This window comes from Undibacterium sp. Ji42W, assembly GCF_049340405.1.
In the GTDB taxonomy this organism is placed as follows: Bacteria; Pseudomonadota; Gammaproteobacteria; order Burkholderiales; family Burkholderiaceae_D; genus Undibacterium.
On record NZ_JBMPOV010000002.1, the window covers coordinates 136,035 to 161,016 of the forward strand.

The window sequence follows — 24,982 nt, forward strand, 5'->3', positions numbered from 1 at the left end:
CAACTAAGGAGACATGCATGACTGAATTGCCAGGTACAGCAAAAACGCTATACCAAAAACTGGTGGAAACCCACACCGTAGCCCGCCTGGATGCGCAAAACGTGTTGCTGTATGCCGATCTGCATATCATGAACGAATACACCAGCCCCCAGGCATTTGCCGCATTGACCCATGCCGGCAGGAAAGCTGCCCAGCCTGGCCAGAACCTGGGAGTGGTCGATCATATTATCCCTACTCACCCGCTGGCGATACGCACGATTACCGAGCCACATTCTGCCTTGCAGGCATCGAACCTGAAGCGCAATTGTGATTTCCATGACATACCCTTGTTTGATACCAATGACCGCTACCAGGGCATAGAGCATGTCATCGCCCCTGAACTTGGCATGGTCAGGCCCGGCATGGTGATACTTTGTGGTGACAGCCATACCACCACCTATGGTGCGTTTGGTGCGCTGGGTTTTGGCATTGGCACTTCAGAAGTGGAGCATGTGCTGGCTACGCAGACGCTGGTCTATCGACTTGCGCTGGACATGCGCATACATGTCGCGGGCCGCTTGCCCACAGGCACGACGGCAAAAGACCTGATCTTGCTGATCATTGGGCAAATCGGTGCGCAAGGTGCGCGGGGCTATGTTGTTGAGTTCTGTGGTGAAGCAATAAGCTCGTTGTCCATGGAAGCGCGCATGACGCTGTGCAATATGGCTGTCGAAGCAGGTGCACGCGGCGCGCTCATTGCGCCAGATGCGACGACCATAACTTATGTGAAAGCGCATTGCCCTGATCTGGTAGGCGATATGCTGGCCATGGCACAAACGGACTGGGCTGATCTGCATAGCGACAAAGATGCCTGCTTTGACCTTGAACTGCATTTTGATGCAAATGAAGTAGAGCCTTATGTCACCTGGGGCACCAGCCCTGACCAGGCAATTCCCATTACGGCCCGTATCCCGCAAATGCCAGCAGACAGTGGTAATGCCCTGCGTCACACCATGGAACGCGCACTTCATTACACACGTTTGCATGCAGGTGATGGCGTGGAAGGCTTGCCAGTCGATGTTGTTTTTATTGGGTCTTGTACCAATGCACGTATCGAAGACCTGCGCGCAGTCGCCGCGATTGTCAAAGGCCGCTACGTTGCCCCTGCCGTTCGCGCCATGATTGTGCCGGGTTCGGGCGAAGTCAGGCGGCAGGCAGAAGCAGAGGGGCTTGCCCAGCTTTTTATCGATGCCGGTTTTGAATGGCGTCAACCCGGTTGCTCGATGTGCCTGGCCATGAACGACGATGTGTTGAGCCCGGGCCAGCGCTGTGCATCTACCACCAACCGCAATTTTGAAGGCCGCCAGGGTCGCGGTGCGATCACCCATCTGATGAGCCCGGCGATGGCTGCTGCGGCTGCTGTGACTGGCCGCATTACTGATGTGCGCAAATTAGGAGCACAGGCATGACTATCCAAACCCGAATCGAAGGTATTGCGGCACCCTTGCCAGTCGCCAACCTCGACACTGATCAAATCATGCCCAAGCAATTTTTGCTGCGTATCGACAAGGCTGGTCTCGCCAAGGGTCTGCTCTACGATATGCGTTTTGATCTGGATGGAAACAGCCGCCCTGAATGTGTGCTTAACCAGGCTGAATACGCTGGCACCAGGATATTGGTGGGCGGTCCCAATTTTGGTTGTGGTTCCAGCCGTGAACATGCGGTCTGGGGTCTGCAACAGTATGGGATTGATGCTGTCATTGCCCCCAGCTTTGGAGAAATTTTCTATTCCAACGCCATGAACAACAAGCTCATGCTGGTGGCACTTGCCCAAGCTGAGATTGACTTGCTGCTTGCTGATATCAGCAGTCCTTCAGACAAGCATGTGCTGATTGATGTTGAGAGCATGACAGTGCGCAGCAACAGTCTGACAGCGTCTTTCTCTCTGTCTGAACGCCATCGCCGCATGTTCCTTGAAGGTTTGGATATGGTCGGTGCAACACTGGCCATGCAAGAGCAGATCAATGATTTTGCAACAGGTCATTGGCAGAAACGCCCATGGCTAAAAAATCTGGCAAGCAAGACCAGAGACAGCCTGGTTTGAACAAACCATAACAGGCAATGCGACCGGACGTTCGTGCGGCGCGATATAGAGAGGCTGCTGGGAAATTAAGATGGCTAGGCGTCGCCGACGCAGACAGTACTTTAGTACGGCAAGGAGGCGCAACAACGCCAGGTTAATTTCCCGGCAGCTTCTAAAAAATAATGGAGACAAAAATGCATATAGAAACAGCTTTACCTGCCGAACCAGCAGGCGCAGGTTTTTGGAACAGGTTGATGGCGATCCGTATCGGGCCATTACCATTACCCGTGTATATCGTATTGGCTGTAATCACTATCGCAGCCGCCATCAACCATCGTCTGCCGAATGACTTGATCGGCGGCTTGGCGGTCATGATGTTAGCGGGCTTTTTGCTTGGTGATCTGGGCAGCAGAATCCCGCTACTTAAACACATAGGCGGATCAGCCATACTCTGCCTGTTCGTGCCTTCGGCTCTGCTTGGCTATAATCTGTTTGACCAGGATATGCACAAGGCGCTGACGACAGCGATGAAGACGGCGAACCTGCAATATCTGTACATTGCCTGCCTGGTGGTCGGCAGCATACTGGGCATGAGCCACAAGGTGCTGGTTCAGGGGTTCATACGCATGTTTATCCCACTGCTGGTTGGTACTGTCGCCGCAGTTGGCGCGGGCCTTGCCGTTGGCATGTTGCTGGGTTATGAGATGAAACATGTGTTCTTCTACATCATCATTCCTATTCTTGGTGGCGGTATTGGTGAAGGCATCCTGCCCTTGTCGATTGCCTATTCAGAGATCACGGCGACGCCACAAGCGCAAATTGTTGCGACCCTGATCCCGGCTGCATTGATCGGCAATGTGGTGGCAATTTTGTCGGCTGGTGCGCTGAGCTGGTTTGGCAAGAAGCGCCCGCAATATAGCGGTAACGGCACCCTGGTACGCAATGGCAATGACCAGGAATTGCTGGCTAAACAGAACGAAGCGCCGCTCAACATCAGCCTGATGGGGGCTGGCCTGTTGCTGACCTGTGCATTCTTTATTCTGGGTTCGGTACTGGCACCAGTGACAGGTATCCCTGGCCCTATCCTGATGATCATCGGCGCAGCCTTGGTCAAGGTCAGCAAGATCATGCCAGCGGATATGGAACTTGGCGCTTACCAGATGTACCGCTTCATGACGAACAATCTGACATTTGCGATATTGGTGGGGCTGGGGACTTTGTTTGTTCCATGGAACCAGATGGTCAATTCGCTGAGTTTGTCTTATTTCGTGATCTGCGCTTCCATCGTTCTGGCGATGGTGGCAAGTGGCTTCGGTATAGGCTTTTTGATGAAAATGTACCCTGTTGAATCAGCAATCGTTACTGCCTGCCATAGCGGGCTTGGTGGCACAGGCGACGTAGCGATCCTGTCTGCTTCGAACCGTATGGAGATGATGCCTTTCGCGCAAATTTCTACCCGCATAGGCGGTGCATCAATGATAGTCATGGCGACGATATTGATGAAGATTTTTGGCTGAAACGCTGGAGAAATCGTTGACAGATGCAGATAAGAAAAAATCAGGAGAACGCCATGCCAGAATCCCCAAAAACAATAGCAGCAACTACCGCTAAAGCAAGCACTGAAGCGAGTAAAATCAATACTCGCAGAAGAAGCCTGCTTGCCGGTGCAGTATCGGCGGCAACGCTGACATTACCCAGTAAAGGATACCCTGTGAATACACCCGCGCCTCCACAAGGATCAGCAATTGCCAGCATGTTCCCGGGCTTCAAAAGCAGCACGCTCAACACCAGCGGCACCACGATTCACACCTTGGTGGGTGGCCAGGGCCCTGCACTTCTGCTATTGCATGGTCATCCGCAAACCCTGGCTTGCTGGCATAAAATCGCACCGGCATTGGCGCAGCATTTTACGGTCGTGCTGACCGACCTGCGCGGCTACGGAGACTCTGGCAAACCAGAAGGTGGTGAAAATCACATAGGGTATTCAAAGCGGCTCATGGCGCAAGACCAGGTTGAAGTCATGCAGCAACTGGGCTTTTCTCGTTTCCAGGTGGCTGGTCATGACCGTGGCGGGCGCGTCGTGCACCGCATGCTGCTCGATCATCCAGACGCCATAGAACGCGCAGCCCTCCTGGACATTGCCCCCACTGCCATCATGTATGCATCGACGAACATGGCATTTGCCAGCCGTTATGTGTGGTGGTTCTTCCTGATACAGCCAGCACCCTTACCAGAAAAATTGATAGGCGCCAACCTGGAATTTTATCTGGAACACCATATCAACAAACAAAACAAGACCCCCGGCGCAATCACCCCCGCAGCCTATGCAGAATATCGTCGCTGCTACACCGCCGAAACCCTGCATGCAGTCTGCGAAGATTACCGCGCCGCAGCATCGATAGACCTTGAACATGATGCCGCCGACGCCGACAAAAAAATCCAGTCACCCTTGCTGGTATTGTGGGGAAACAAGGGTGTCGTCGGCAATACCTATGATGTGCTCAACACCTGGCAAGAAAAATCTGTCGATGGCGCAGTCAGCGGTGGCGCGCTGTCTTGTGGACATTATCTGCCAGAAGAAGCACCAGAACAGACCCTGAATGCCTTTCTGCGCTTTTTCCGGAAAGCTGAGGGATAGTTTTTGCGTGGTTTTGATTACATCAAATAAATTAATCGGGCCTGCAACACTCCGACTTCAGGATTCCGGATCAAACCCAAATACCCTAAGCTCCTGATCACAGCGACAAGCTTCGGCGATACGTGCGGCCCAGGCGATGGCGTCTTCTCTTGAAGCCAGCTCGAGTACCGTAAAGCCGCCATTGAGTGGCGGTGCCCAGGGGTAGCCGCCCTCAGAGACTATGCCACTGGCTGATACCAGAACGGGTGGCGCGGTTTCATCAATGCCACCGGCGTAAACGTAGACGCCTGCTTCCTTGGTTTCGCGTATCACAGCATGGGCGTCTCGTCCTACCGCCTCCATCTCACTGTCGGGGACTTTCATTGCAGCGCTGGGAAATGAAATGAGATACTTTGCCATGATTTACTTTCTCCAAAAAAATTGAGGGCGTGGTGACAATGGTAATTATTCCCGGTCATTAAAGCCGTAAACTTAACTCTATAAAACCTGTCAATCAACACTAAGCCAAACCTTCTGCATCCGTTCTAGCCGTGTTTGTCCGCCTTCGTCTCCTATCTCAGGAAACGGACACCGGGCGAAGTTCTTACCGTAGAGATGAAGCATTTCACGACCTTAAAGACTGCGTTGGGGTGTTTCGACCTCATCGTGACAAACATGAATTTTACACGCAGCATGTTGATATGAGGTTTTAGTGACCCGTAGTTTTAGCGACCCGTCGCAACAGGTGGTGCGCCGCCATTAAGTTGGCGCTGCATCAGATCTTTGGCCGCCGCGAGTGCATCGTCCACCTTTGCCGCAACATCCGGGATGACGCCCGTGCCCTCCCAGTTTGTATGGGTGATTGGGCTGATTGAGCGTCTACTTGGTATAAAGGCAGCAAAATACTCGCTGAGACGATATGGGCGCGAAGCGTTAGCGCCGCCCCAAGTGCGTTCGCCGATCACCGTGGCGCGTTTCAATGCCTGCATTTGGTACGCGAAGGATTCGGCGGCGGACTTCGTGTTGGGGCCTGCCAGGATGAGAACCGGCTTCTTGCCACCATAGCGTTTGCCATCAAGATTATCCTGCGTCCAATACTGCGTGGTGATGCCGGTCGTACGTTCCCAGGTGTCGTTGAGGCGGGTGCGCTCGTCAACCAGATAGCTGATCAGTAGGGCCACTGAGTCTCCCCCGCCACCGCCGTTGTTGCGCAGATCGATGATGAGGCCATCGGTGTCAGCGAGTTTATTCATCACTGCGGCGAACTTGTCGGATATGAGGAAAACTGGCCCGAAAGAGGAAATCTGCAGGTAGCCAATATTGGGACTAAGGTGATCAGCCTTTTCCACGCCAAGGTTTGATGCGAGAATCTTTTCAAGAGCGGCAGGCGGCACCTGTTTTTCCCACTCCGCCCGCGTCTGGGGTGGCGGCGGCATTGCATCATCGTGCGGCACCGGGCGGGTGCTGACATATACCGCCATATGCTTATCGTGGACAACGCCCTCAATATCATCCGACAGCTGTTTAGCCAGCTGTTTGCCGTCCGTGATCCCATCGTACTTGCCTTCGCGCTGGTGCTGGCGCAAGACGACCTCGGCTTGTTGGGCTTTGTCTGGGAAAACGTAGTGGGCATTCAGCTTGGCGATCAGCGTATCGATGACCTCCAACCGGGTAGCGCTATCGATCTCCCCTGTTGACAGCGGGCCGGCGATTGCCCCTGTCACGGTCAGCAATAACAAAGACAGTGTGACTATCCATTTCTTTTTCATTATCTTCCTTTCAGATTAATATGTGGAAACGATTAATTGCGAACTGAACCAAAAAACGCGCCGTTGGCAAGATTGCGGCCGTTCAGCAGAAGGGTTTCAACAGCCCTGCGCTGCTCGATTCGAAACCCCGGTCCACCCTGCTACATCTGGCGGAACTGCTTGGTAAACGCCTCACTAACGCTCAAGCGCTCGGTCCGGCCTTTCAGGATTACCTCTAGCCCGCCGCCGCCGCCGCGCGCGCCGTATTCACTGCGTTCGATCCGGTCAATAGCCTGAAGATTGACGATGGCGCTGCGGTGGATTTGCGCGAACAGCTGCGGGTCCAGTTGCTCAAGCAGGGACTTGAGAGGCAAGCGAATCAGCGCATCGCCGTCCATCGTCACCACCCGCGTGTACTTTTCGTTCGACTGGAAGTACAGCACTTCGCTCACCATCACCAGCCGCACCGAATTGCCGCTCGAAGCCTTAATCCACTTGAGGTACACCGGTGCACTCTCCTGTTCAAAAACCTGTTTCCAGACGGTCGGTGGCGGGCTTGCGGTCGTGCGCGACTTCAGACGGCGGATCGTCTGCAGCAGGCGTATGGTCGTCAACGGCTTGACCAGATAGTCGGACGCGCCGGCATCGAAAGCGGCTAAGGCATACTCCGCATGCGCCGTAACGAACACGACTTGGCACGACTCGGGAATATGGCGCGCCACCTCCATGCCGTTGAGGCCGGGCATCTGTATGTCCAGGAAGACGATGTCTGGTTTCAGCGCATCGATGCTTGCCACCGCTTCGATGCCGTTTTCGACTTGGCCGGCGATTTGTAGTTCGGGCCACAAGACACGCAACTGGTCCATCAGCTCTGCCCGCAGCAGAGGCTCGTCTTCGACGATCAGGGCGCGTAGCATCATACGTGGCTCCCAACAACAGGCACGGTCAACAATGCGCGTACGCCTTGTACGTCGCCCGGCTCCACGAAAAGGCTGGCCTTGCGCCCGTATAGCAGCAGCAAGCGCTCTGCGATATTCGCCAACCCCGTGCCTTGCCCGGCTTGTTCGGTCAAGCCGATGCCGTCGTCGACCACAGACACGCTCAGCAGCTCGTCCTTCCCGTCGCTCTCATGCCTTGCGCTGATGGTGATCAGGCCCGGTCGGCTGGCCCGCTCCAATCCGTGTTTGACGGCGTTTTCCACCAGCGAGATCAGCATCGCCGGCGGGAACGGCAGGCTGCGCATTTCCTCGGCCACTTCGACTGCGAAGCGCAGGCGCGCGCCCATGCGGATGCGCATCACCGCCAGGTAGTCGTTAACCAGGTCCATCTCTCGTCCCAGGGTCGAGGACACTGAGCGCATATCCGGCATCGCGTTCTGCAGGTAGCCGACCAGGTGGTCGAGCATGTCCTGCGCGGCCTGCTGGTCGGTGCGGATCAGGTACTTTAGATTTGCCAGGGTATTGAACAGGAAGTGCGGCTCTACTTGGGCCTGCAAGGCTGACAGGCGCGCCTGCAGCGAGGTGCGTTCCAGTTCGCGCTCACGCCGAGCCGCGTTCAGTGCGTTTGCATGGCGCGCGAGGTGCTGGCGCAGTTGCGCAGACACTATCTCGGCGGTCCTCAGCGACTCACCCTGCTGGATCGCGAACCAAGCCAGGCCCGGGTGGCAGCGCAGCTCGATGCGGCAGCTGGGGCCCAAATCGGACGACACCCTCACCTCGACATGGCGCCCCAGCGCCAACGGACGCCAGCGGCCCAGCACGATCCGGCCCTTGAAAGGGTCGTGGATGAACGCCGGCGGGCCAGAGTAGCCGAGTGCCGTGCCGAGCGCCAGCCCCGACAAGGACTCGGTGCACAGGTCAAAGGTAGTATAGGTATTGAACGGCGCATCGATGCGACGCGTCACCGAGGAAGCCATCGCCTCCGCACACAGCGCCCGGCCCTCATCGCCCAGCCGGGCAAGAAAGCTGCGGGCGATCCCGCTCGAAATCAGCGCGAGCCAGGCCATCACCGCCAGCGCAACGCCACCGACAATGTACAGAGTCAGCTTGTGGTGCTCTACTTCGCCCGGCGCATCCGGACCGAAGTTCAGCCAGAGCGGTAGCAACGCGATCGCCAGCGACAGGAACAACAGCGAACCAGCGTTGAAGCGCAGCGCCGACTGCAGCAGGTAGCGGCGCACCAAGCTGCGGTCGTGCTCGACTTCCGGTACGGGAGGCTCGTTGAATGGCAGAAATGGGGGAGAACTCATTAAATTCCTCGTGTAGAACTTGCCCGCTATTCTAACGGCTAGGGTGCGCGTGTTTTCGCCCATGCGATAAATGCCCGCAAATCGGGAAGGAAACCGGCGCTGGCAGGATGAATGCCGCCGACCCAATCGCTGCCCGGGCCTGGCGATTTTGAAGGATACAAGCGTGTGCTCAAATTTGACTGGAGAGGCGCGACAGGCTGTAAAGCGTTTCATTCTGAGGTAGTGTCAGCAGAATTCGACCGTTTAAATTGAAAAATGGCATAGCCCTCCCTCAATATCCATACCTCATCAGCAATAATTTCGATTCATCAGGAATTCTATTGTTTCTGTATTTTTTTCAGATACTTTCTGGCACTGCTCGCCTTTGATTTGGCAGTAATATCCGGTTTACGACTTTAAGGGAATGTTTAGAACTTTAATTTACGAGAACAACTAGTCACCGACTCACACTTGCTTTATTCAACAGTGACACTTTTGGCCAAGTTACGTGGTTTATCAACGTCAGTCCCCCGCGCCAGTGCTGTGTGATAAGCCAGCAATTGCAGTGGCACTACGTGCAGTATTGGTGACAACTGGCCGTAGTGTTCTGGCAGGCGTATCACATGTACGCCTTCGCTGGAAGTGATGCGGGAGTCGGCGTCGGCGAAGACGTAGAGTTCGCCGCCGCGGGCGCGGACTTCCTGCATGTTGGATTTGAGTTTTTCTATCAGGGTGTCGTTGGGGGCGACGGTGACGACGGGCATTTCCTTGGTGACCAGGGCCAGGGGGCCGTGTTTGAGTTCACCTGCGGGGTAGGCTTCGGCGTGGATGTAGGAAATCTCTTTGAGTTTTAATGCGCCTTCAAGTGCGATGGGATAATGCAGGCCGCGGCCGAGGAAGAGTGCATTTTCTTTGCGGGCGAATTCTTCTGCCCAGGAAATGATTTGCGGTTCCAGTGCCAGCACGGCGCTGATGGCGACGGGCAGGTGGCGCAGGGCGCGTATGTGTTCTGCTTCATCAGTCTCACTGAGGCGGCCTTTGCTTTGCGCGAGGGACAGTGCCAGCAGGAAGAGTGCTGCCAGTTGTGTGGTGAAAGCCTTGGTGGAAGCGACGCCGACTTCTACACCCGCATGGGTGATGTATGACAAGGCGCATTCGCGCACCATGGCACTGGTGGCGACATTGCAGACTGTGAGGGTGTGCAGCATGCCGAGGCTGCGTGCATGTTTCAATGCGGCCAGGGTGTCTGCGGTCTCGCCACTTTGCGATATGGTGACGACCAGTGAATTGGGGTTGGGCACGCTTTCGCGGTAGCGGTATTCGCTGGCGATTTCTACATTGACGGGGATTTTTGCTATCGCTTCTATCCAGTATTTGGCCGTCAGGCCAGCGTAATAGCTGGTGCCGCAGGCGAGTATTAGTACAGAGTCTATCTGCTTGAAGACTTTGTAGGCGCCATCGCCAAACAGCTCGGGCATGATGCTGATGACACCTTCGAGCGTGTCGGCAATCGCACGCGGTTGCTCGAAGATTTCTTTTTGCATGTAGTGGCGGTAAGGGCCCAGCTCTGCTGCGCCGCTGTGAGCGTGCACGGTTTTTACTTCGCGCTGGACTGATTTGCCTTCGCTGTCGACTATCCATACTTTTTGCAGTTGCAGATCGACGACATCACCTTCTTCGAGATAGATGATCTGGTCGGTGGTGCCTGCGAGTGCCATGGCGTCGGATGCGAGGAAGTTTTCACCCTGGCCTACGCCGACGATGAGCGGGGAACCCTGGCGAGCACCAACGACGCGGTGAGGTTCGTCGCGGCAGAAGACGGCAATCGCAAATGCGCCTGTCAGACGCTTGATGGCGATTTGCACGGTCTCGAACAAATCACCACTATAGAGGTGGTCTATCAGGTGGGCGATGACTTCGGTGTCGGTCTGGCTTTCAAACACATAGCCAGCTTGCGTGAGTTCTGCGCGCAGTTCTTCATGGTTTTCTATGATGCCGTTGTGTACGAGGGCGATGCGTTCACGCGAGAAATGCGGGTGGGCATTTGATGAAGACGGTGCGCCATGCGTGGCCCAGCGGGTGTGGGCGATACCCGTGAAGCCAGCGAGGCCGGACTGGTCGATCTGTGCCTGCAGGTCTGCCACGCGGGAGGTGCTGCGTGAGCGCTGCAAGTGGCCATCGATATGCAGGGCGATGCCGCATGAGTCATAGCCGCGGTATTCAAGCCGCTTCAGGCCTTCAAGCAAGACGGGGGTGATATTGCGTTGAGCAACTGCGCCGACGATACCGCACATGGTAACCTCTGATAAAGAATGAATATGTGTTCATGCTAAAGCAGATGGCTTGATATTTTCTTTCAAAATTAATCTATTATTGAAATTTATAGAACATCAATTCTTTACTTGAACTATTATTTCAATATATAAGAAAATTTGGAATTATCGATCATATGTTGACTGTCAATGAGCTGGATGAACTCGATAAACGCATTTTGCAGCAATTGCAAAAAGATGCCTCGCTGACCAATCATGAGCTGGCCTTGCGGGTGCATGCGTCTGCCCCCACCTGTCTGCGCCGTGTCAAACGGCTGACGGAAGAAGGCATCATCAGCCGACAGGTGGCGTTGCTGGATGCCAGCAAGCTGGGGGCGGGCTTGACTGCGATAGTCGAAATCACGCTGGATCACCAGGCGACTGAGAAGCTGGTGGAATTTGAGCAACTGGTGGCGCGGGAAGGGGCGGTGCAACAATGTTACCGCGTGTCGCAGGGGCCTGATTTTGTGCTGGTGATACAGGTGGCAGACATGGCGGCTTATCATGCGCTGGCCCACAGGCTGTTTGCTACGCATGCCAATGTGCGCAATGTGCGTAGTTTTTTTTCTATCTTGCGTAGCAAGTTTGAGACAGCTATTGCATTGTAGATTTTGGGCAAGCCCGTTAGCGAGGGCGTATGCTTTCTTTTAGTACATTCGCCGGATAATAACGCTGAAAGCCCTTCCATACCATGCCGGATTTGGCGACTTGCTCCAGTATGTCCTTGAGTGCCGCTGTATCTTCTGCAGTCAGCGATTTTTTGGATATATAGGCACCGCTGTCACCCCAAGGCAGTTCGGGGATAGGTTCGAAACGTAATTTCTCCAGCATGTCTTGTACGCGTGCATCATCCATGATGACACCTGCGAGGATGGAGGGGGCCATGATGGTGACATCGGCAATACCGGCCTTGAGCAGGCGTGCGACTGACAGCGGGTCGGTGTCAAAGTACAGCCGCTTTTGCCTGGTCAGCTCTTTGATCAGGTCCTGATAGGCAGGACCATAATCAAAACCGCGCACCAGGGCGACCTTCAAGTCTTTTTTATCGAGCAGGTCTTGCACTGAGGTGACGACAGGGCGGTTGCTTTCTATCGAAATGAGGGTGGCGCGGTTGTAGATCATGGGCACGAAAATGCCATGCTCGTCGCGCTTGGGGGTACGGCTGGCGGGGATGAGCAAGTCTGCCCTGCCGGTTTCAAACATCAATTCCATCCTGGCCCTGGGCACGGCGGACAGGGCAAATTTACAGGTGTCTTTTTCCATCAGGCTGCGCAAGATGTCAGGGTAGATGCCATCGATTTGCTCACCGTTGATGATGACACTGCGGCCAGTAACAGCGACTGGCACATTGATGATGCGTGAACAGGCTGCAAAAATCTGCGGGGCGGATGCCAGCAGAGCAACAAACAATATCATAGGTAATACGGCAATCTGCATCTGGGAACCCATCACTATTTTTCTTGATTATAGCCATATTGAACATTGAATACCTACGCTGCCAAGCCGCTTAGCGGGGGCGGTTTCCTTCTTTTAACACGTCTGGTTTGTAGTAGCGTAAAAAACCTTTCCAGACCATGCCGGAACGGGCGGCACGTTCCATCATGTCTTGCAGGGCGTTGCGGTCATCCTGGCTCAGACTTTTTTTGGAGAGGTAGATGCCGCTGTCGCTCCAGTTCAATTCTGGCAAGGCATCAAACCTGAGCTTGTCGGCCATGTCTTCCACCCTGGCATCGCCCTGCACTGCTCCGGCAAAAATATAGGGTGCCATGATGGAGATATCTGCGACCCCGGCTTTCAAGACGCGGGCGGCAGAGACGGTGTCCGCCTCTATGATCAGCCTGCCCTGTTTTTGTAATTCAGTGAGGATGGCCTGATAGGCTTCGCCATAGTCATAGCCACGCACGACCACTACCTTCAGGTTTTTTTGCTCCAGCAGTTCTTGCTGGCTATGGATAGTGGGCCGGGCAGACTGCAAAGAAATCAGTATGGCACGGGTATAAATGAGAGGGACGAAAAAACCATGCTCATCGCGTTTGGCGGTACGTATGGCCGGGAACAGAAGGTCTGCCTGGCCGTTTTCAAACATCAGTTCAAGGCGGGCACGGGGGACTGCTGAAAAATGAAACTGACAAGTTTCTTTGGAAGAGAGGTTACGAAAAATATCGGGATAAATACCGCTGATGCTGTCGCCATTAACGATCACGCTAAAACCCAGCGACGCCACAGGCGCATTGATGACACGCGAACAAGCCGCCTGAACCTGCCAGGAAAAATGGCTCAGGAATAAGATCAGAACGACACGCATGGTGTGGCACTTTATCAGCATATTCATCAAGATTCACCTTGAACATGAACCTGTACACGATAGATCATTATGATGCTTAACGGCAAGCAAGATTGCAGTCAAGAAAGTCACTCTTTGTCACATAAAGCTTCGAGCCTGCTTTCTGACAGGATTTCTATCTTGCCATAAGCAAGCCTGATCAAACCATGTTGCTTGAAAAAACTCAATTCTTTCGACAGGGTCTGGCGTGTCATGCCCAGCATCATGGCGAGTGCTTCTTGTGTTACAGGCACGATGGCATGGCCGTCTTCCTGCTGGCTGGCTACTTCTGCCAGCAACAGCAGGCGACGCGCCACCCTGGCGCGTACTGAGCGCAGGCTGGCATCTTCGACTATGCCATACAGCAATCGTATGCGCCTCGCCAGCATACGGGCGATCGCCGTGGCAAAAGAGTTGCGCTGCATGAGACTGCGGAAAACTTGCGGATCGAGCACTAACAGCTCCACCTCGGTCAGTGCGGTGGCATCGTGGGTGCGGGGCTGGTCATCAATAAGAGAAATTTCACCGAACCAGGTTGCCGCTTCCAGAAAAATAAGGATGGCTTCGCGGCCTTCTGCACTAAGGGTGGACATCTTGACGCTGCCGCTGAGCAGGGCATAAAAGCCATGGGGGTCGTCGCCTTGCCGAAACAACATTTCACCAGGCCGCAAGCGCAAATGCTCACATCCGGCTAACATGGACTTGCGGTCAGCCACAGGCAGGCTGGCGAACCAGGGGTCGGCCAGCAGGATCGCCATTAAATTTGCTTGTGACACCATAAAGAATACCCCGCGTGATCAGATACGGCCAATTGTAAAAGATTTGACAGTTTGGGGTGAAACACGCGTAGTAAGGTACGTGAATGCAAAACTTCAGGGAGTATCCAAATGCAACATCGTGCGCAATTTGTCCGCATGGAGGACAGTACACAGCAAGAATGGCAATTGATCGGTGGCGAATTCAAGGAGTTTGCCAAGGCTTTGCCGGACAGGGTCTTGCAACACCTGCGTTTGCTGGAGGGGGACTACGGCGGCTTTCCGGTCGACAGGTTCACTCATTCGCTGCAAACCGCCACGCGCGCCTTGCGCGATGGCCGTGATGATGAATATGTCTGTTGTGCCTTGCTACATGACATAGGCGACACCCTGGGCTCATTCAATCACCCGGATATTGCGGCAGCCATATTGAAACCTTTTGTCAGTGAAGAAAACCTGTGGATGGTGCAACACCATGGCATTTTCCAGGGCAATTATTTTTTCCATCACATAGGCATGGACAGGGATATGCGCGAGCAGTTCCGCGGTCATCCACATTTTGAACGCACGGCAGAATTTTGCGCGCTGTATGACAACCCGTCTTTTGATGCGCATGCAGAGACTTTCCCGCTGGTGGAATTTGAACCCATGCTGGCCAAGCTGTTTAGTCAGCCGCGAAACACGATCTATAAAGCTGCTGTCAGCGGCAACAACGATCAATAATCACCAACCCGATTCACAAAAAAACAACACCGGAGACAATATGCATATCCCCTCAGTCAAAGATCAAGTCAGCGCAGAAGAATGGCAAGTGCGTGTCGACCTGGCCGCCTGTTACCGCCTTGTGGCATTGTATGGCTGGAGCGACCTGGTGTTCACCCATATCAGTGCACGCATCCCCGGGCCTGAGCATCATTTTCTCATCAACCCCTATGGTTTGATGTTTGATGAAATCACGGCTTCCTCTTTGGTGAAGGTGGATCAGCAGTGCAATAAGGTGATTGATTCACCCTTTCCGGTGAACCCGGCTGGTTTTGTCATTCATAGTGCAGTACATGCTGCACGGGAAGATGTGCAATGTGTTTTGCACACGCATACACGGGCCGGTGTTGCCGTCAGTGCACAAAAATGTGGCGTGCTGCCGCTGTCGCAGCAGTCAACTTTTGTGCTGGCATCGCTGGCTTATCATGATTATGAGGGCGTTGCCTTCAGGGAAGATGAGAAACCGCGCTTGCAAGCTGACATGGGACAGGCTAACTTCCTGATGTTGCGCAATCATGGCTTATTGACAGCAGGCAAGTCGATCGCCGATGCATTCCTGTCCATGTACACCTTTGAGGCGACTTGCCAGATACAACTGGCGGCGCAGGCTGGTGGTGAACTGGTACATGTAAATCCCCTTATCGTCAAAGGGGTGGCAGAAGCCATGCGCGTACAGACTGGTGGTTTGGGTGGTGCTTTTGTCTGGCCTTCCCTGATACGCAAACTTGATCGAACGGATGAAAGCTACAAACTATGAAGGCAAAACACAAGGTCGTTGTCATTACCGGCAGTTCAGATGGAATAGGAGCAGAAATTGCGCGGCAACTGGCCAGGAAATATGGCCCCAGCCTGGCACTGGTGCTGGCGGCGCGCAATGAAGATGCACTCAAAAAAGTCGCTGCCGAATGCAAGGGCTTTGGTGCCGTGTCACTTGTGGTAAAAACCGATGTCGGCATGGAAGCCAATTGCCGCCATCTGATAGATGCAGCGGTAGAACAATTTGGCAGTATTGATGTGCTCATCAATAACGCGGGTAAATCTGCCCAGGCGCTGCTGGAAGAGGTAGATAACCTAGGCTGGTACCAGGAACTCATGCGTATCAATTTTTGGGGCAGTGTCTGGTGCACCCATGCTGCCCTGCCACATCTCAAAAAATCACGCGGCACTATTGTCGCGGTATCTTCCCTGGCAGGCCTGATCGGTGTACCGGGCCGCACCGCGTATAGCGCGAGCAAGTTTGCCATGGGCGGTTTTTTTGAATGCCTGCGTTCAGAAGTGAAAGAAGCAGGCGTCAAGGTAACGCTGGCTTATCCTGGCGTGGTGGCTACCCAGATACGCTATAACGGCTACAACGCGGCTGGAGAAGCAGCAGGCAAGAGTGGCTTGAAAGAAGATGATGCGATGTCGATAGAAGAATGTGCATCACTGATCATACGTGGCTATGAACGCGGTGACCGCGAAGTGGTCATGAGCTTCAAGGGCAAGCTGGGGCGCTGGTTGAAACTGATTGCACCTGGCCTGGTCGAGAAGATGGCGATGGCGGCTTTGAAGAAAGAAGTCAGGCCGCAGTGAATTGTCCATCGACGATAAAAAGCCCTGATCTGCTTGGCAATTCAGGGCTTTCGGTTTTATAACATCATGTTATTAAAAGCGGTGTTGGATACCAACAGTTGCCGATGCCTGGTTCGTCGCAAACCCTGCATCATCACGCGACACACCCGTCAGCTTGTTATTGCTGGCCTTGGCATAGCCAGTGGCGACATAGAGGTCAGTACGTTTTGACAACGCATATCTGGCACGCAGCACCAGCAAACCTGGGTCAGCATCTGCGCCTGGCGCAACATTCTTGATGTCCTGGTAGTAGTAGATACCTGTCAAAGTCCATGCAGGTGCAATTGAATAATTGGCACCCAGCCACAATGTGTCACTGCGCTGGTCTGCTGCACCCGTTGCCAGGGTCTTTTTGAAATTGCGGTAACCAGCAAACAGCTTGATGTCACCCAGTTCGTAAGAGCCTGCCAGATGCAGTACCTTGGCCTGATCATAAGAACCACTGGCTATCGGTGCACTGTTGTTTTGCTCGTACGTAATGACTGCCGCCCATGGGCCATCGAATGCACTTGCCGCAACAATGTATTTGGCATTGCCTGATGTATTGCCTGCCACTTCACCAAAGCCATAGGTCGCACCCAGCTTGTAACCCTTGCCGTCATATTGGTATTTAACCAGATTGGAAATTGTCGTCAGCATGCCGTCTTTGCGGTTGCCAGTGGCACCGGCAGATGTTGCCCAGGAATATTGCGGCGCATAACCCATGGGGTCAAATGGCAAAATGAAATCGTAGGTAGTGCTGTAAGAGCGGCCTGCAACGACGCGGCCAAAATCTCCTTGCAGGCCGACATTGGCCTGACGGCCAAAGATGTCACCATCAGAAGCACCGGTATCGAGCAGAATACCGCCTTCGAGCTGCATGATGGCTTTCAGGCCACCACCCAGGTCTTCACTACCGCGCAAACCAAAACGCGAGGTATTCATGCCGCCACTATTGAGTTTGAACTGACTGCCTTTATTGGCATCTGCATTATTGTTGTAAGTGATATTGGCATCAATGAGGCCGTAGATTGTGACGCTGGTTTGCGCATGCGCCGCGGTTGCCATGCAAGCCAGCGTGGCCGCGCCGAGTAACTTCTTCATCGGTGTTCTCCTGTAGATTTTTTGTTGTGCAGACAACATGCGTGTCATGTAGTCAGGTCACATGCTAAGGAGTTCAAGCTTTCAGTTGCCTTTCTACGCCAGGATTGCTGCGGCAAGCTTCACCATGGTGTTGCAGAATTGCCTCTCTGCCTGACATGATGGCACTATAAATTTGCAGGTGACCAATTTTCCTTTCGCGCCAGTTTCTTTGCGCTTCACACCAGATTCATGCCGCTGATCTCATACAGCTAGTGACCTGCGCAGACAGGTCTTAATCTGTCATTGCTTTCCCCCAACAACATACAAATTATTTACTCATTTACTTATATTAATGGAGTCCATCATGAAAAATATTTTTGCTACCGCCACCATCAAAACCCTGTTGCTTGCCACAGGCATCGCTACACTTTCTGCCAGTAATGCCATGGCTTTTTCTGAAACTGAATTCAAGACTGCAGTTAAACAATTGGTGACGGCACCGACCATCAGCCAGGAGCAATATGTCGCCAATGCTGTCAGTGCCTGGTTGAATCAGGATTACATCAATTCATTGGAGCAAGCAGAGATTGATGCAAACCGCACAGCTAACCAGCAGACCGCCAGCACTTTCAACAACATGTTGCAACAGGAACCTGGCAACCCTTTGCTGAGGTCCTATGCTGGTGCGGCAATTGCCAAGTCCTCACTGGATAAATTGGCCAAAGGTGAAAAAGCAACGGCACTTGAAGATGGCACGACGATGGTGGAAAAGGCTTTGCGATTGTCCAATGATAGCCAGACCATGCATGGCAGCGTGCCGGTTGCACTGGAAGTGCGCTTTGTTGCAGCAAGCACTTATCTGGCTATGCCAAAAATCATGAACCGTCATGACAAGGGTGAGCAATTGCTGAAAGATGTCATTGATGCCCAGCAGTTTGCCCAGATTGATGTGAACTTCCGTGGCGCTGTGTGGATGCGTGCGGCGACTTTGGCAGAAGAGAAAAACCGTGCAGATGAAGCGAAAAAATATCTGAACGAGATAGTCAAGAACAATGCGCCACAAGCCCAGAAAGCTGCGCAGTTATTGCAAACATTATCCTGATTTTTTGATGTGTATTACTGTGTGGCGGCCAGCCGATATGACTGACATGGCTGACCGCTACACCATGAATATTTACTTCTTGATTTTAACTGGACGCTGCCAGCCATCGATCGTGATTTGTTTTGCGCGTGATACGGTCAGCTTGCCTGCTGGTGCATCCTTCGTCAGGGTCGTACCCGCGCCCAGCGTCGCGCCCTTGCCTACCCGCACTGGCGCCACCAGTTGTGTATCACTGCCGATGAAAGCATCGTCCTCGATGATGGTACGTGACTTGTTCACGCCATCATAATTGCAGGTAATCGTGCCGGCACCAATATTGACGCGGCTGCCTATGGTAGCGTCACCAATATACGCCAGGTGGTTGGCCTTGCTGTGTGCAGCGATCTGGCTATTTTTTACTTCAACAAAATTACCGATGTGCACATCTTCTGCCAGCTCGGTACCGGGGCGCAATCTGGCATAGGGGCCTATCTGAGATTTGGCGCCGACGATGGCATCTTCTATGTGGCAAAAGGCCTTGATCACACTGCCTGCGGCAATGCGCGCATTCTTGATAACACAGTTCGGGCCTATCGTCACGCCATCTTCCAGTTGCACTTCGCCGATAAAGACGCAACCCACATCAATAGAGACATCGCGCCCGCATTGCAGGTTGCCGCGCACATCAATGCGCGCCGGGTCATACAGGCCCACGCCTTGCTCCAGCAATTTGAGGGCGATATTTTTTTGATGGGTGCGTTCCAGCTCAGCCAGTTGCACCTTGCTATTGACACCCAAGGTTTCCCAGACTGCATCGGGCTGAGCAGAGACCACCTCCACGCCATCGGCAACTGCCTGGGCGACAATGTCGGTCAGATAATATTCACCCTGTGCATTCTTGTTGGATAGATTGCTCAGCCATTTTTGCAGATGCGCAGTTGGTATGGACATGATGCCCGTGTTGGTTTCTGTGATCTGGCGCTCAGTCTCACTGGCATCTTTTTGTTCGACGATGCGCTTGATGATGCCTTCCTCCCTGACGATACGGCCCAAACCTGTAGGGTCAGCCATGTCCACCGTCAATATGCCCAGCTTATCTTTGCCTGCCGCGGTGATGAGGCGGGCCAGGCTGGCTGGTGTCGTCAAGGGCACGTCGCCATACAAGACCAGGCTAGGCTGATTGACATCGAGCACCGGCAAAGCCTGGGCAACGGCGTGGCCGGTACCGAGTTGTGGTTCTTGCAGTGCAAAGCGCAAGTCTTTGGCGGCGACAGTTGTTGGTACCTGTTCGCCACCGTGACCATAGATAACACAAATATTGCTGGCCTGAAGCTCACGAGCAGTTGCGATCACATGGCTCAGCAAAGGCTTGCCTGCCAGCGTATGCAACACCTTGGGCAGAGAAGACTGCATGCGTTTGCCCATGCCTGCAGCAAGAATGACGACGTTCATAATGGGTAAATATAAGTTGAAATCATTAAAAGTTTATCACGCGCAGCTTTGCAGGACTTTATGAAAGGCTTGGCAAAGATTCAACAAAGATTTGCCAATTTGCTTATTGCGCTCTGTGCTGGAAACAAAAATGTACAATTCCCACTGCTTTTAGGGTGTAACTCCATGTACAATTGAGAATAGTTATCATTTAGAATGAACAAGAATAAATTCATGCAAGCCGGTTCAGACAATTTATCGCAACACCAAAGCAGGGCTTTCTGGTTGCGCCATTTACATCAATGGCATTGGATCAGTTCAGCACTTTGCCTGATTGCCATGATCCTGTTTGCTGCCACTGGCATCACCCTGAATCACTCTGCACAGATAGAAGCACACCCTGTGGTGAGCAAGAAAGAAGGCAAATTGCCATTTGCCTTGTTGTCGCAATTGAATGCATTGAAAAATACCGATGATGCGCCGATACCAGGCAACGTCAGTGATTGGCTGGCGCAAGACCTGGGTATCAAGCTCAATGGACAGGTGCCGGAATGGTCACCAGAAGAAGTGTATGTAGGTTTGCCCCGTCCAGGTGGTGACGCCTGGTTGCGCATAGCCCTGGACAATGGCGAGATTGAATATGAGCTGACCAGCCGCGGCTGGATTGCCTACTTTAATGACTTGCATAAAGGCCGCAATACCGGCACTGCCTGGAACTGGTTTATTGACGTGTTTGCAGTGGTCTGCCTGATTTTTTGTGTGACTGGCTTGTTCCTGCTGAAGATGCATGCAGGCAAACGCCCGAGCACCTGGCCGGTGGTAGTGTTTGGCCTGGTGCTGCCACTGATACTTGCCCTGATATTTATTCACTAATTATTTTAAAACCGTTCACTCTTTAAAACCGTTCACTCTTTGTTCTTAATAAGGTTGTATATCCATGCGTAAATTGCTCCCGTTTGCCATCACCAGTTTGCTGGGTGTCCCAGCCTTGAATGCTGTTGCGGCTGACCTGACTTTGAAAGTCGAAGTGCCGCGCCTGAATGTGGCTGAATATCACAAACCCTATGTGGCAATCTGGCTGGAGAAACCAGACCAGACATTTGCTGGCAACCTGGCAGTCTGGTATGACTTGAAAAAACGCGACAATGAAGGCACAAAGTGGTTGAAGGATATGCGCCAGTGGTGGCGCCGTAGTGGCCGTGAATTGCAGATGCCGGTGGAAGGCGTCAGCGGTGCTACCCGTACTACGGGCGAGCAAACCCTGAGTTTTGCGAGCGACAAAGGTGTACTGGCCAAATTGCCCGCCGGTGATTACCAACTCATCGTAGAAGCTGCGCGTGAGGGTGGTGGCCGTGAAGTGGTCAAGGTGCCATTCCAGTGGCAAGCCAAAGGTGAACAAAACCTGAAAGCACAAGGCACCAGTGAACTGGGCGCGATTGCTGTCACCATTAAATAATAGATACGCTAATAAACGCGTAAACAAGGCCCAAGGACCGTCATGAAAAATTTAAAAAAAATCGCCCTCTTTTCAGCTCTGGCGTGCGCAGCTTTCACCGCCCAGGCGCATCGTGCATTTCTGGTGCCCTCTTCAACCATCGTTGCTGGCAATACGCCATGGGTCACCGTTGATGCAGCGGCGGCTACCGATGTCTTTGTTTTTGATCACAATGCATTAAAGCTAGATAACCTGTTCATTACTGCACCGGATGGCACATCCTTAAAACCGGAAAATGCCAGCACAGGCAAATTCCGCAGCAGTTTTGATGTCAAGCTCGGCCAGACTGGTAGCTATAAAATCGGTCTTTTGAATGAAGGCCTGTTCGCCAGTTATAAAGAAGAAGGTAAAGTCAAACGCTGGCGCGGTACGGCAGAAACATTTGCCAAGGAAGTACCTGCTAACGCTGAAGAACTGCAAGTCACACAACGCAGTGGCCGCGTTGAAACTTTTGTCACCAACGGCAAACCCGGTGGCAAGTCCATGGATATCACTGGCAATGGCCTGGAGTTGAGCGGTGCCACACATCCTAACGATCTGGTCGCTGGCGAAACTGCCCAGTTCCGCCTGACGCTGGATGGTAAACCCGCAGCCAAAGTCAGTGTCACCCTGATTGCCGGCGGCTTGCGTTATCGTCAAAAGCTCGATGAAAAAACGTTCGTCACTGACAGCGATGGCAAGTTCAGTATTACCTGGACCAATCCTGGTTTGTACTGGATGGAAGCAGAAATCAAGGATGACAAACAAGTCAAAGCTCCGGCCAAATCCCGGGTGGCCAGCTATGTAGTGACACTGGAAGTCTTGCCGCAATAATAGTGATCAATACCTTGTGAATATGCGTCGTGTTTTTATACCACTGGATGTGGCGGAACCTCAAATTCCACCTGCCCATGCCGTCAGCCAGACACTCAGTGGCAAAAGCATGGGCACCGGCTGGACAGTGCAGTTACTTGTCTTGCCGCATCACGACGCACAAGAATTGCAGGCGGGGATAGAGGCAGAACTGAACAGGGTCGTCATGCAAATGAGTACCTGGGACCCAACCTCACATTTATGCGAGTTCAACCACACACCGGTGCATAGCTGGCAATCCTTGCCGCCAGAATTTTTCAAGCTGGTGGACTACAGTTTGTACCTGTCGCAACAGACTGCCGGCGCTTACGATATAACAGCAGGCAAGCTGGTTGATCTGTGGGGCTTTGGCCCCTCAGGCAAGCACGACAGTGCACCCACGGAAACTGACATCCGCACTGCCCTGCAAGCTGGCAACTGGAAGTCACTGGAACTTGACCATGTGAACCAGCGCTTGCGTCAGACGGGCGCCAGCAGCATCGCGCTTGATTTATCATCCATTGCCAAGGGCTTCGCACTTGACCAGATTGCCCGCTATCTCGATGCACATAAAATCACCAGTTACCTGATAGAACTGGGTGGCGAGTTGCGTGGGCTGGGGATGAAAAAAGACCAGTCGCCTTGGTGGGTCAGGATAGAAAGCCCGGCTGATGGCAGTCACGACACCACGCATGAAAAGTTGGATAAGGAATATCTGGTCGCCTTGCACGGCTTATCGATTGCGACTTCCGGTGATTACCGCCAGTATTTTGAACAGGATGGCCGACGCTATGCGCATACGCTTGATCCACGCACTGGTTATCCGGTAGGGAATGATCTTGCCTCAGTCACGGTATTGCACCCTGAATGCATGGTGGCAGATGCCATGGCAACCGCACTGACGGTGCTGGGTTGCGCAGCAGGATTGGCGTATGCAGATCAACATCAGATCGCTGCCTTGTTCCTGCAAAGAAGCGCTGCTGGTTTCGAAGAAAAAATGAGCAAGGCCCTGCGTGCCATGCTGGATTGATCGCGTATGCGCCTGCCCTCTTTTAGCTGGATGAACCGTATCAGCCTGGCTCTGACGCTATTGTGCGTCGCCAGCTTTTTTCTTCCCTTGCCAGCACAAAAACAATATAGCACTGCACTGGTCGCTATTAGCTACCTGAGTTTTTGCCTGCAAACAGTGCGCAGGCACAAAGACGAACTGGCCACGCAACATCATGGCTTTAGTGATGAACTGAATCAGGCGAATGCACAAAGTATCATGATCGTCTATGCGAGCCAGACTGGTTTTGCGGAACAAATCGCCGTCAAGACTGCGCAGCATTTGCAGGATGCCGGTATGAGTGTTGACCTCAGCAGCCTGGCTGCCATCAAAGCTGAGACTTTAAGCAAGACCAGCCGCATCTTATTCATACTCAGCACTACGGGTGAAGGTGATGCGCCTGACAATGCAGCGTCATTCACACGTCTGCTCATGAGCCAGAAAATGGATTTATCGCATTTACATTTCGCCGTACTGGCGCTGGGTGACAGGCATTATCAGCAGTTCTGCGCTTTTGCCCACAGGGTAGATCTGTGGCTCAAGCACCAGCACGCACATAGCCTGTTTGACATGATAGAAATCGATAATGGTGATGAAGCAGCTTTACGACACTGGCAGCATTATCTGGGCCTGCTCAGCGGCCATACAGAAATGGCGGACTGGAGCAAACCAGCTTATCAGGAATGGATATTAACCGAGAGAGAATTGCTCAATCCTGGCAGCCTCGGCGGCCCCGCTTACCGCATAGCCTGTATCCCAGCGCAAGACGCAGGTAGCAGTGAACATATCTGGCAAGCCGGTGATATCGCAGAAATTGGCCCTGACTATCCACTCCAGACAGCGAATGAAAATACCACTGATGAGCGCCCAGCCCTGCCGCATCGCGAATATTCGATTTCATCCCTGCCTGCCGATGGCAAGTTGGAACTGCTGGTGCGGCAAATGCGCCGCCCTGATGGCAGCCTGGGCATAGGTTCTGGCTGGCTGACTGCCCATGTAGCAATTGGGCAGACCATCAAACTACGAATACGTGAGAACCGCAATTTCCACACGCCGCCACATGATTGCCCGCTGATACTGATTGGTAACGGCACCGGCCTGGCTGGCCTGCGCGCGCACATCAAGGCCCGTGCAGCGAATGGTCATGTGCACAACTGGTTGTTTTTTGGCGAAAGAAATGAGGCGCATGATTTTTTCCACCGCGATGACATCGTGGCCTGGCAAACCAGTGGCATGCTCAGTAAAGTGAATCTGTGCTTTTCTCGCGACCAGGCGGATCGGCGCTATGTACAACATGCCCTACAAGAGCAGCAGGCAGACATCCTGCAGTGGGTGGAACAAGGCGCAGCGATACTTGTCTGTGGCAGCCTGCAAGGCATGGCAGAAGATGTGCACCAGACCTTGAGTAATCTGCTGGGGCTGGATAAAATGGAAAGCATGGCGGAGTCCGGTTTGTACAGGCGGGATGTGTACTAGGATGTACAGAGATACCGATGCTCTTCATCAAACCTGCACTGCCACGAACTGAGCTGCAAGCTGTCAGAATTTAATTTTGCAACACTTGTTGCAAATCCCTACATGAAATACATGTCTTTTTTCATACACATTGTTGTACGA

General features: G+C 53.2%; 24 protein-coding genes. 14 read left to right on the top strand and 10 right to left on the bottom strand.

Annotated elements, in window-relative coordinates; all coding sequences use genetic code 11:
• Positions 1 to 17: 17 nt before the first annotated feature.
• The 4 genes from leuC to ACO0LG_RS03985 all read left to right on the top strand — a co-directional run bounded on the left by leuC (position 18) and on the right by ACO0LG_RS03985 (position 4,700).
• Entirely contained in the window at positions 18 to 1,448 is a 1,431-nt protein-coding gene (gene leuC, locus ACO0LG_RS03970) for a 3-isopropylmalate dehydratase large subunit (protein WP_423023555.1), read from the top strand.
• Entirely contained in the window at positions 1,445 to 2,083 is a 639-nt protein-coding gene (leuD, locus tag ACO0LG_RS03975; protein WP_423023557.1) for a 3-isopropylmalate dehydratase small subunit, read from the top strand. The genes leuC and leuD overlap by 4 nt, the downstream gene beginning before the upstream one ends.
• Positions 2,084 to 2,256: 173 nt before the next feature.
• Complete coding sequence (locus ACO0LG_RS03980) at positions 2,257 to 3,579, top strand: 2-hydroxycarboxylate transporter family protein (RefSeq protein ID WP_423023559.1); 1,323 nt, start codon at positions 2,257 to 2,259, stop codon at positions 3,577 to 3,579.
• A gap of 53 nt (positions 3,580 to 3,632) precedes the next feature.
• Positions 3,633 to 4,700 carry an alpha/beta fold hydrolase gene (locus ACO0LG_RS03985; protein ID WP_423023561.1) on the top strand — a complete coding sequence of 356 codons (1,068 nt, stop codon included), beginning with the start codon at positions 3,633 to 3,635 and terminating at the stop codon, positions 4,698 to 4,700.
• Between the two features lie 57 nt (positions 4,701 to 4,757).
• Here ACO0LG_RS03985 and ACO0LG_RS03990 read toward each other — a convergent pair whose 3' ends face one another.
• The 5 genes from ACO0LG_RS03990 to glmS form a co-directional block, all read right to left on the bottom strand.
• A complete protein-coding gene (locus ACO0LG_RS03990; RefSeq protein ID WP_423023563.1) occupies positions 4,758 to 5,099 on the bottom strand; it encodes a YciI family protein in 342 nt (113 codons plus the stop codon).
• 305 nt (positions 5,100 to 5,404) lie between these two features.
• Positions 5,405 to 6,448 (bottom strand): S41 family peptidase, encoded by a 1,044-nt coding sequence (locus tag ACO0LG_RS03995; RefSeq protein ID WP_423023565.1) that lies wholly within the window; start codon positions 6,446 to 6,448, stop codon positions 5,405 to 5,407.
• Between the two features lie 140 nt (positions 6,449 to 6,588).
• Entirely contained in the window at positions 6,589 to 7,347 is a 759-nt protein-coding gene (locus ACO0LG_RS04000; protein ID WP_423023567.1) for a LytR/AlgR family response regulator transcription factor, read from the bottom strand.
• Positions 7,344 to 8,675, bottom strand: a complete 1,332-nt coding sequence (locus ACO0LG_RS04005; protein ID WP_423023569.1) for a sensor histidine kinase — start codon at positions 8,673 to 8,675, stop codon at positions 7,344 to 7,346. Before ACO0LG_RS04005 ends, ACO0LG_RS04000 begins: the two co-directional genes overlap by 4 nt.
• Before the next feature lie 455 nt (positions 8,676 to 9,130).
• A complete protein-coding gene (gene glmS / locus ACO0LG_RS04010; protein ID WP_423023571.1) occupies positions 9,131 to 10,948 on the bottom strand; it encodes a glutamine--fructose-6-phosphate transaminase (isomerizing) in 1,818 nt (605 codons plus the stop codon).
• 155 nt (positions 10,949 to 11,103) lie between these two features.
• Between glmS and ACO0LG_RS04015 the strand changes: the two genes are divergently transcribed.
• Positions 11,104 to 11,574, top strand: a complete 471-nt coding sequence (locus ACO0LG_RS04015) for an Lrp/AsnC family transcriptional regulator (RefSeq protein WP_423023573.1) — start codon at positions 11,104 to 11,106, stop codon at positions 11,572 to 11,574.
• 16 nt (positions 11,575 to 11,590) lie between these two features.
• Here ACO0LG_RS04015 and ACO0LG_RS04020 read toward each other — a convergent pair whose 3' ends face one another.
• From ACO0LG_RS04020 to ACO0LG_RS04030, 3 genes are all read right to left on the bottom strand, one after another.
• The gene (locus tag ACO0LG_RS04020; RefSeq protein ID WP_423023575.1) at positions 11,591 to 12,415 is read right to left on the bottom strand and encodes a substrate-binding periplasmic protein; all 825 of its coding nucleotides are present in this window, start codon (positions 12,413 to 12,415) and stop codon (positions 11,591 to 11,593) included.
• 58 nt (positions 12,416 to 12,473) lie between these two features.
• Entirely contained in the window at positions 12,474 to 13,298 is an 825-nt protein-coding gene (locus ACO0LG_RS04025; RefSeq protein WP_423023577.1) for a substrate-binding periplasmic protein, read from the bottom strand.
• Positions 13,299 to 13,378: 80 nt separating this feature from the next.
• Positions 13,379 to 14,047 (bottom strand): Crp/Fnr family transcriptional regulator, encoded by a 669-nt coding sequence (locus ACO0LG_RS04030; RefSeq protein WP_423023579.1) that lies wholly within the window; start codon positions 14,045 to 14,047, stop codon positions 13,379 to 13,381.
• Between the two features lie 129 nt (positions 14,048 to 14,176).
• Between ACO0LG_RS04030 and ACO0LG_RS04035 the strand changes: the two genes are divergently transcribed.
• Genes ACO0LG_RS04035 through ACO0LG_RS04045 form a run of 3 tightly spaced genes read left to right on the top strand, consistent with a single transcriptional unit; the run spans position 14,177 to position 16,378 of the window.
• Complete coding sequence (locus ACO0LG_RS04035; protein ID WP_423023581.1) at positions 14,177 to 14,767, top strand: HD domain-containing protein; 591 nt, start codon at positions 14,177 to 14,179, stop codon at positions 14,765 to 14,767.
• A gap of 40 nt (positions 14,768 to 14,807) precedes the next feature.
• The gene (locus tag ACO0LG_RS04040; RefSeq protein ID WP_423023583.1) at positions 14,808 to 15,563 is read left to right on the top strand and encodes a class II aldolase/adducin family protein; all 756 of its coding nucleotides are present in this window, start codon (positions 14,808 to 14,810) and stop codon (positions 15,561 to 15,563) included.
• On the top strand, positions 15,560 to 16,378 hold the full coding sequence (locus tag ACO0LG_RS04045; protein WP_423023585.1) for an SDR family oxidoreductase: 819 nt from the start codon (positions 15,560 to 15,562) through the stop codon (positions 16,376 to 16,378). The genes ACO0LG_RS04040 and ACO0LG_RS04045 overlap by 4 nt, the downstream gene beginning before the upstream one ends.
• Positions 16,379 to 16,450: 72 nt before the next feature.
• On the opposite strand, the gene ACO0LG_RS04050 is transcribed toward ACO0LG_RS04045, so the two are convergent.
• Positions 16,451 to 17,500, bottom strand: coding sequence for a porin (locus ACO0LG_RS04050; protein ID WP_423023587.1), 1,050 nt, complete (start codon positions 17,498 to 17,500; stop codon positions 16,451 to 16,453).
• A gap of 343 nt (positions 17,501 to 17,843) precedes the next feature.
• Here ACO0LG_RS04050 and ACO0LG_RS04055 point away from each other — a divergent pair, with 343 nt between their 5' ends.
• Positions 17,844 to 18,581, top strand: coding sequence for a hypothetical protein (locus tag ACO0LG_RS04055; protein ID WP_423023589.1), 738 nt, complete (start codon positions 17,844 to 17,846; stop codon positions 18,579 to 18,581).
• Between the two features lie 72 nt (positions 18,582 to 18,653).
• Here the strand turns inward: ACO0LG_RS04055 and glmU are convergent, their stop codons facing one another.
• Positions 18,654 to 20,012, bottom strand: a complete 1,359-nt coding sequence (gene glmU / locus ACO0LG_RS04060; RefSeq protein WP_423023591.1) for a bifunctional UDP-N-acetylglucosamine diphosphorylase/glucosamine-1-phosphate N-acetyltransferase GlmU — start codon at positions 20,010 to 20,012, stop codon at positions 18,654 to 18,656.
• A gap of 195 nt (positions 20,013 to 20,207) precedes the next feature.
• Between glmU and ACO0LG_RS04065 the strand changes: the two genes are divergently transcribed.
• The 5 genes from ACO0LG_RS04065 (at position 20,208) to ACO0LG_RS04085 (ending at position 24,841) form a co-directional block, all read left to right on the top strand.
• Entirely contained in the window at positions 20,208 to 20,864 is a 657-nt protein-coding gene (locus ACO0LG_RS04065; RefSeq protein WP_423023593.1) for a PepSY-associated TM helix domain-containing protein, read from the top strand.
• Between the two features lie 64 nt (positions 20,865 to 20,928).
• Positions 20,929 to 21,447 carry a DUF2271 domain-containing protein gene (locus tag ACO0LG_RS04070; RefSeq protein ID WP_423023595.1) on the top strand — a complete coding sequence of 173 codons (519 nt, stop codon included), beginning with the start codon at positions 20,929 to 20,931 and terminating at the stop codon, positions 21,445 to 21,447.
• A 42-nt stretch (positions 21,448 to 21,489) separates the two neighbouring features.
• Positions 21,490 to 22,299 carry a DUF4198 domain-containing protein gene (locus ACO0LG_RS04075; protein WP_423023597.1) on the top strand — a complete coding sequence of 270 codons (810 nt, stop codon included), beginning with the start codon at positions 21,490 to 21,492 and terminating at the stop codon, positions 22,297 to 22,299.
• Positions 22,300 to 22,321: 22 nt separating this feature from the next.
• A complete protein-coding gene (locus tag ACO0LG_RS04080) occupies positions 22,322 to 23,347 on the top strand; it encodes an FAD:protein FMN transferase (protein WP_423023599.1) in 1,026 nt (341 codons plus the stop codon).
• Positions 23,348 to 23,353: 6 nt separating this feature from the next.
• A complete protein-coding gene (locus ACO0LG_RS04085) occupies positions 23,354 to 24,841 on the top strand; it encodes a sulfite reductase subunit alpha (protein ID WP_423023601.1) in 1,488 nt (495 codons plus the stop codon).
• Positions 24,842 to 24,982: the final 141 nt, after the last annotated feature.